This window comes from Kangiella japonica, from assembly GCF_039523535.1.
GTDB lineage: Bacteria > Pseudomonadota > Gammaproteobacteria > Enterobacterales > Kangiellaceae > Kangiella > Kangiella japonica.
The window spans coordinates 490364-497464 of record NZ_BAAAFM010000008.1 but is presented as its reverse complement, the minus strand read 5'-3'; the positions used below and the strand labels follow the sequence as shown (position 1 = coordinate 497464).

General features: G+C 43.3%; 8 protein-coding genes. 3 read left to right on the top strand and 5 right to left on the bottom strand.

Features of this window, described 5'->3' with window-relative positions:
- Positions 1-184: 184 nt before the first annotated feature.
- From ABD128_RS11390 to ABD128_RS11380, 3 genes are all read left to right on the top strand, one after another.
- Complete coding sequence (locus tag ABD128_RS11390) at positions 185-352, top strand: hypothetical protein (RefSeq protein WP_343990466.1); 168 nt, start codon at positions 185-187, stop codon at positions 350-352.
- Positions 353-429: 77 nt separating this feature from the next.
- Positions 430-975: a hypothetical protein gene (locus ABD128_RS11385; RefSeq protein ID WP_343990463.1), complete on the top strand. Its 546-nt coding sequence runs from the start codon at positions 430-432 to the stop codon at positions 973-975.
- Between the two features lie 590 nt (positions 976-1565).
- Entirely contained in the window at positions 1566-2981 is a 1416-nt protein-coding gene (locus tag ABD128_RS11380; protein WP_343990460.1) for an L-serine ammonia-lyase, read from the top strand.
- A gap of 77 nt (positions 2982-3058) precedes the next feature.
- Here the strand turns inward: ABD128_RS11380 and ABD128_RS11375 are convergent, their stop codons facing one another.
- The 5 genes from ABD128_RS11375 to ABD128_RS11355 form a co-directional block, all read right to left on the bottom strand.
- Complete coding sequence (locus ABD128_RS11375) at positions 3059-4258, bottom strand: MFS transporter (RefSeq protein ID WP_343990457.1); 1200 nt, start codon at positions 4256-4258, stop codon at positions 3059-3061.
- A 394-nt stretch (positions 4259-4652) separates the two neighbouring features.
- Positions 4653-5297, bottom strand: a complete 645-nt coding sequence (locus ABD128_RS11370; RefSeq protein WP_343990454.1) for a hypothetical protein — start codon at positions 5295-5297, stop codon at positions 4653-4655.
- A gap of 41 nt (positions 5298-5338) precedes the next feature.
- Entirely contained in the window at positions 5339-6064 is a 726-nt protein-coding gene (locus ABD128_RS11365) for an RNA polymerase sigma factor (RefSeq protein ID WP_343990451.1), read from the bottom strand.
- Between the two features lie 168 nt (positions 6065-6232).
- Positions 6233-6535, bottom strand: coding sequence for a hypothetical protein (locus ABD128_RS11360; protein ID WP_343990448.1), 303 nt, complete (start codon positions 6533-6535; stop codon positions 6233-6235).
- A 149-nt stretch (positions 6536-6684) separates the two neighbouring features.
- Positions 6685-7074, bottom strand: a complete 390-nt coding sequence (locus ABD128_RS11355) for a hypothetical protein (protein WP_343990445.1) — start codon at positions 7072-7074, stop codon at positions 6685-6687.
- Between the last annotated feature and the right edge of the window lie 27 nt (positions 7075-7101).

Below are 7101 nucleotides of genomic sequence, written 5' to 3'. Positions count from 1 at the left end.
AGATTGTAGATGATATTCGTAAAATCACTCAAAAGGGACTTGTGTTAGGTCGTGATGATTTTATAAAACAAGTTGAGGGCTTGACGGCAAGAAAATTAGCCGCACGTGATGCAGGTAGACCTCGGAAGGTTAAAAATGTACTCTGACCCCATTAATTTTTAGCAGAGCAGGAGTTGGCTCACATATGTTTAGAGCGCAAGCTGGTGACCCTGTACACTATATTGGTGGAGGTAACGGTACTTTCTGGCAAAGAGTTAAGTCATTAAGAAATACGTTCGCGCTATTTGGTGATGCAACAGTGAGTCCGCATACACTACCGTGTAAAAAAAGCAGAACCGCTACTTGTGATTAATGAGAGGATTTATGAAATTATTATTATGTTTGATAGTATTAGGACTAACATCTTGTTCGCACTCAAGAGACTTAAATATGGCTAAAGAACATGAAGCAGTTAAGTATATTTTTAATGATGAGGTATCATTTGGCTTTAAGATACCAAGTGATAGCATTGATGTTCTTCCTAAAGGTGAACACATCAGTGAGTTTTCGGTTCAAGATATTAAAAGTACAAAGCAAAACCTCTTTTGGGTATTAAATCGTACTTATCAAAAGTTACCTCATTTAACTTTCAGTGGGAAATACTCAGTTAGAGTTGGAGCATCAATTGCAGATATTGCTGGACTCAATTTAAGTCTTGAGCAATTAGAGCAGTTTAAAATAAAACATTATGAAAAGCAGTTTGGTTTGGATTTACAAATGGAAAGATATTTGGTCAAAAGCCATACAGTAAGGGAGTGGTTGATAAAGCGCCATGCACATGGAAAACAAAAAACAATAACTGCTTATACGCCACTAAGTGGTCGCAGCTACTTAAGCTTTACTTTCGAGTATTTTGGGGAAGATGATAAAGAGTATGAATCATTAAATGCAATGTATAGACAGGTTCTGGGCTCGTTCTGGCTAAAAAGAAAATAAGAATATCCGAGTTAATAACGTATTTTGTTATAATTGTAACTCGGATATTTAGCAGCAGCCCTCGGAGGGCTGTCAGGTTTGGGTTCGGAAGTGTCGGCAGCAGCGGTCGGTAATTAATGGGGTCAGAGTACATTTTTTTAACCTTAATCCATAACGTACAACAATGATGGTTAAGTTCTGATACTCATTAAAAACTCGGGCTATATAATACAGTTAAATCCATTACCAAGATTATTCTTATGGCAAGGAAGCCACGATTAGATTTATCAGGATATACTCAACACTTTTTCAGTGACGCAATATTCAGCTTGGCAATATTTATCTAGGTAATGCCTCCTGGTCAGACCTTTGTTAGATAGGTTCACTATTACCTGTGTAACCCGTAAGATCAGGGTTACAGTTTCTATACATCCTATTTGCCCCAAAAGTATGCCCGTTGAGCCGGGATGGTGGCTAGATAGGTTAGACAAATAACTTAATATCCCCGAGAATATGTGCCTAAAGTCCAGCCTTGTACAAGTATAAAAAGGGTGGTTTATTTTTGGTGCGGATATTGACGCACATTTAATAATTATTGTTAAGAGTTGGTAATGGAATCGATCAGTGTTTTTGAAATCATAAAAGTGGGTATTGGGCCATCGAGCTCACATACCATGGGTCCTTGGAAAGCTGGTGAAATGTTTCTCGACCTTATTCGTAAAGAGCGTAACTTGGCGGATGTCAGCGAGGTTTTTGTTGAATTTTTCGGTTCGCTATCGAAAACGGGGATTGGTCACGGTACTGATATCGCAGGCATGTTAGGCCTTTCGGGCGAAGACTTTGAAACGATTGATACGACTCAGATCACATCTAAAATTGAGGCGATAAAGTCCTCAGAAACGTTAAAGCTAGGCGGTGAGGTTGATGTACCTTTTGTTTATGGTCATCACTTAGTGTTAAACATGGATAAAAGCCTCGATTTTCACCCCAATGGCATGATTTTCAAGGCAGTTTTTAAGGATGGCTCCGAGCTGGAGCAGGATTACTATTCGATCGGTGGCGGTTTCGTTACCACACAGGAAAAGACTTCAGTAGATGAAGTATCGACCCATACGAAGTATCCTTGCCATAAAGGGGAAGACGTACTGCGATATTGCAAAGAGTTGGACGTTTCTTTTTCTGACCTAATTTATATCAATGAAGAAGCCTGGCGCACTAGGGAAGAAACGAGGGCACACGCTTTAATGATTTGGGAAAACATTAAAGAATGTATCTATAAAGGCGTCAGCCAAGAGGGTACTTTGCCTGGCGGATTACGAGTCGAACGACGCGCCGCTGGTTTGAGCAAGAAGCTGTTAGGCGACCAAACCTTTGCAAGTCAAGAAGATTGGTACAAAGCGGTTTACGAGTGCGAAGAAAACTTTGTCAATATTAACAAGTGGATCTCATGTTTTGCACTAGCCGTGAATGAAGAAAACGCTAGCTTCGGACGTATTATTACGGCGCCAACCAATGGTGCTAGTGGCATCATTCCTTCGGTGCTGATGTATTCACAAACATTCTCAGAGTTTACGGGTGATGAAAACGTTATTCGCTTCTTATTGGTAGCAGGCGAGATTGGCACGCTATTTAAAAAGAACGCGACCATTTCCGCTGCTATGGGCGGTTGCCAGGCGGAAACAGGCGTGTCTTCAGCGATGGCTGCTGCTGGCTTAACGGAAATAATGGGCGGTTCACCAGGTCAGGTGCTAATGGCTGCTGAAATTGCTATGGAGCATCACCTAGGGCTAACGTGTGATCCTGTGGCGGGCTTAGTGCAAATCCCTTGTATCGAGCGTAACTCGATGGGTGCGATTAAAGCGATTACAGCTGCGAACATTGCTATCGAAAGCGATCCTGCCAACGCAAGAGTGACGCTTGATGAAGTGATTCAAACCATGTGGGAAACCGCACAGAATATGAATAACCGATTCAAAGAAACGTCAGAGGGTGGCTTGGCCATCGCGGTGAATATCGCCGAGTGTTAAGTTCGCTCAGTCATCATTAGTCAGAGGAGCAACTAAAAAGTCGCTTCTCTGGCTTCTTTCCTCCAGTCCTACCCAGTTTACTCTTTAATTTGTACAGCTCTGCCAGCAAAAAGCCCTAAGGTTCCTTGAGTAACGCATAAAACCATGCAAACGATTAACACTGGTTGCCAGTTGTCGTAAAAGTCTGCTAGCGCGCCTAAAGCTAGTGTTCCTATGCCTGCGGTTAGGTAGCCTAGGGTTTGCGACATGCTTGAGAGTGAGGTGGCTTTGTCGCTACTTTGAGTTCTGAGGCCGATAAAAGACAGCGCGAGTATAAAGCCGCCGCCAGAGCCAAAGCCGATAATGATTGTCCAGAAGGTAGCGCCAGCAGGCAGTAATATCAATCCTAATAACCCTATAAAGTTTAGGGACGTGACTAGGATAGCTATACCACGTTGGTCTTTAGTGCGGTTAATAATTGGCACAAGAATTAAACCGGGTATGGCGGAGGCGAGCTGTAAAAGGCCGTGAAGCGTTGCGCTTTTTTCAGGGCTCAGGCCAACTTGGTTGAAGATGGCGGGCAGCCAGCTGATCATGGCGTAAAACAGTAACGAATTGCAGCCAAAGAATAGAGTCACCTGCCATGCGAGTCTAAAACGCCATATTGGAGAAAGGCCATGCTGAATAGGTTTTTGTACCTTTTCTCGGGAGCGATGCCGAACCTGCGGTGCCCACAACAATATAGCAATGATAGGTATTATAATGAATACGCCGGAAGCAAAGCGCCATCCTAAGTTATCGAACTGCGCTAAGGGGATGACTAGTGGCGAGTATATAGCGGCTGTTACGCCCATCATGAGGACGTAGCTTGAAGTGATTAATGGAATTTTACTGGGGAATTTTAGCTTAATTAAACTCGGTAGTATGACGTTTCCGGCAGCGATGCCTATCCCGACAATGGCAGTGCCAACATACAACAATGTGACGTTGCCATAAGAGCGAATAATAATGCCGAGCGCTATCAGTATAATGGTATAGAGTAAGCTAAGCTCTAGGCCAAAGCGTCGCGCAAGCTGTGGCACAAAGGGCGAAAAAATCATAAAGGCAAACAAGGGAATTGCCATAATTATGCCGGCGGCAGCAGTATCAAGCCCCAAGTTCTTTTCAATCATTTCCAGCAATGGTGCCATCGCCGTGAAGGGTGCTCGCAAGTTCATTGCGATCAGCATGATGCAAACGAATAAAAAGATTCTTCCAGAAGGTACAGCGCTATGCTGGGGTTTGAGTCTTGTTGTCATGAATTCACGCGCTACAAAGCGGACACGAAAGTTAGGCCTTTAACTAAGTTTTCAATGACTCAGTTTTCAATAACTCAGTCTTCAATCATTTAGTCTTTAATAAACAGGCTTGCCGTGTTCGCAAAAAATGTGGTTGTAGCTAGTATAGGGGATTCGAAGATACTCTTAAACCATGCTTTATATTTGCAGGGTAAGGTCGCAAAGGGCTACCCAGTGATGATTCATTAGAAGAAGTAAGAAAAATCATCATCAGTCGAGTAGCCTTCGCGTTCTTGTGGCATTAAAGCCAGCGCTAGGTAGAGTCATAACCCCAGGTCAGGTCACTTAGGAGTAACATCGTAGGGGAGTTCGACCTGGGTAGACTCGCTTTTTAGTTTAGTTAGCTTTATGAGTTTTAGTGAAGATCGGCTAGCTTCACTTCCTTCATCCCTAGCGCTTGGGCAACATCGTACATGGCTTGGTTGAGTATTTTGTGTGAGATTTTATCGGCTTGATAACCTTCGTTTGCGTTAATGTCGATCATCACGAGGTTATGAATTTTATTAGACAGCGCCTTGTCGAATAGATACCCGCTCCAAAATGTACCGTCAGGGGTAGTGCCGGCTTTGACTAAGGTTGCTGCTAGTTCCTGACCATTTAAATCAGCCGCTTCAGGAAGCTCAATGCCCATCTTGGTGACATGTTTTATGGCGTAATTTACCGCTGCATCCATTCCGACTAAGAAAGTATTCACTTCTTCTTTGCTGTACTGCTTAGTCAGCTTGGCCACTTCTTGGTTAACAGTTTCTTCTCCAAGCATGTGAACCAACGCCTTGGCAAAACTAAAGTTCTCAGCGCCACCGCCTGCTTCAATTAAAGCTACCGTCACGGCAAGCGCAGGCTCGCCATGATAAGTTGGCCCACCAAACATATTCATCGGTTGTTGGTGCTGATGCGGTGCAGTGGACTTGGTGCCGTCGCTTTTAGCCTCATGCGCCATCGCAGGGTATGCAGCAAGCGAAGCCAAGCTTAGGGTTACCAATAATTTAAGTGATTTCATGATTTTTCCTCTCTAGTATCACAAAATGGAGCAAGTTAGTGTTATTTCGGTGAGTTTAAGTAGCCGCTTTGGTGCAGTTCTGTTAAAACTTTTTGTGTAATAAGATCGCAATTTTTTCCCGCAAACTGGAACAGCTCTTGCATGAAAGGTTCGAGCTTTCGCGAGAGCTTGTCTCTTAGCATCGATTTAGCGCGAAGGGTACGTGTCTTGACGCTGTCTTGGCTAATATTTAAGCTTTCGGCGGTTTCAGCCACAGAATATTGCTCGACTTCTCGTAGGATAAAAACGGTTCGGTATTTATCGGAGAGTTGGTAAATTTCATCTTGAAGTAGCTGTTTTATTTGCTCTTGCTCAGCGAGTTGATCGGGTTTTTGTTGCACGCCGTTATCATTTTTCAATGACATGTTCACCTCGCTATATAGGTTTAAATCGACCACTGTGTCGTGACTGGTTGTTTTCATGCGTTCACGCGATTTCTTAACATTCAGCGCGGTATTAATCACAATCCGTGTAAGCCATGTTTTCAAAGTCGATTTCTGTTGGAACGAATCAAGGTGAGTGAAAGCTTTGATATAGGCTTCTTGGAGAATGTCCTGTGCGATAGCGAAGTCAGCAACAATACTGTGGGCAGCACGAAAAAGTGCTTGGTTATGACGCCTCACGATTGTCTCGAAAGCGATGGCATCGCCGGAACTTGCCCGCGCTACTAACACATGATCAGAAATATGCTCGGCTAATAAATCGGACTCTTGGTGTAATTGTGGCATTTCGTTCACCTGTTTCTAATGTACTTTGCTCATGATTTGCTTATGTACTGAATTAGACCAAGGCTAGCGACGAAAGGTGACAACTATTTTTTTGTGTAAAGCGTAGAGTGGGAAGTCGAGTAGAAGTGTGCAGAGAGGACTATGGGGAAAACGGTTTACTCAATGACCTTAAGTGCCCGCAAATGGTGTGCCAAAAACGCCAACCGCTAGTTCTGCCCAAATCATCAGTATCAGCGCGATTAACCCAATACTGAATAATAGAGGTTTAAGCTTGCTGGTTGATGATCGGGAATAACGTCTGATGAAAGCCTCATAAATCAAGGCACCACTTATTAAAAGCACTGCTGCGACAATAAAGTCAGCAACTCCCCAGTTCACTTCTTGTGTAAACTGCATTGCGACGAGAGGGATCGCTAAAAGGACAGTGATTGTTACGAACCAAAAAAGGCTTCTATTAATGCTACTATACATATTCGACTCTTTTCAGTGACTCTCATCATCGTATTCTTCAACGCCAAACTGCGTCACTGGCAGGTTTCTTTGCTAGTTATGGCTAAAGATAGGTAAGAAAGACTGGCTTACTTATTCCTTAGCATAGTCCTCGCTCGAAAAATAATCAATCAGGCCGTTATAGACAGCTCTTCAATGGCTAAAAACTCTTTAACTGGGACTAACGTCAGTGTAAGGGTTAGCGCGTGAGCTGCTTGTGTTGATAGCCTCCAAGTTTCCACAAGCTGAGGGTTATTAGGTTCGTCATTGATTAGAATCGAGTTAAGAAGCTCGAAGGTGGTCAGCTTGGTATATTTTGAAGTCAGTTCTTGGTGGAGGCGTTGAAAAGTCTCTTGAGTAAAGCGCTCGCTGAAGTTTTTGCTGAAATAGCGCCAAATGAGCGAATAGTTGCCAAGATTTAGAGCAAGCACTATCTCTTGTACTATGCCTTGTGTGATTTTTAACCGCTGTTCGGCGGTCAATTGTTGCAGATTCATATCTGTCAGTTCAAATTTGTCCATAGCTTAACAGTCTTTTGCAGAATGCCC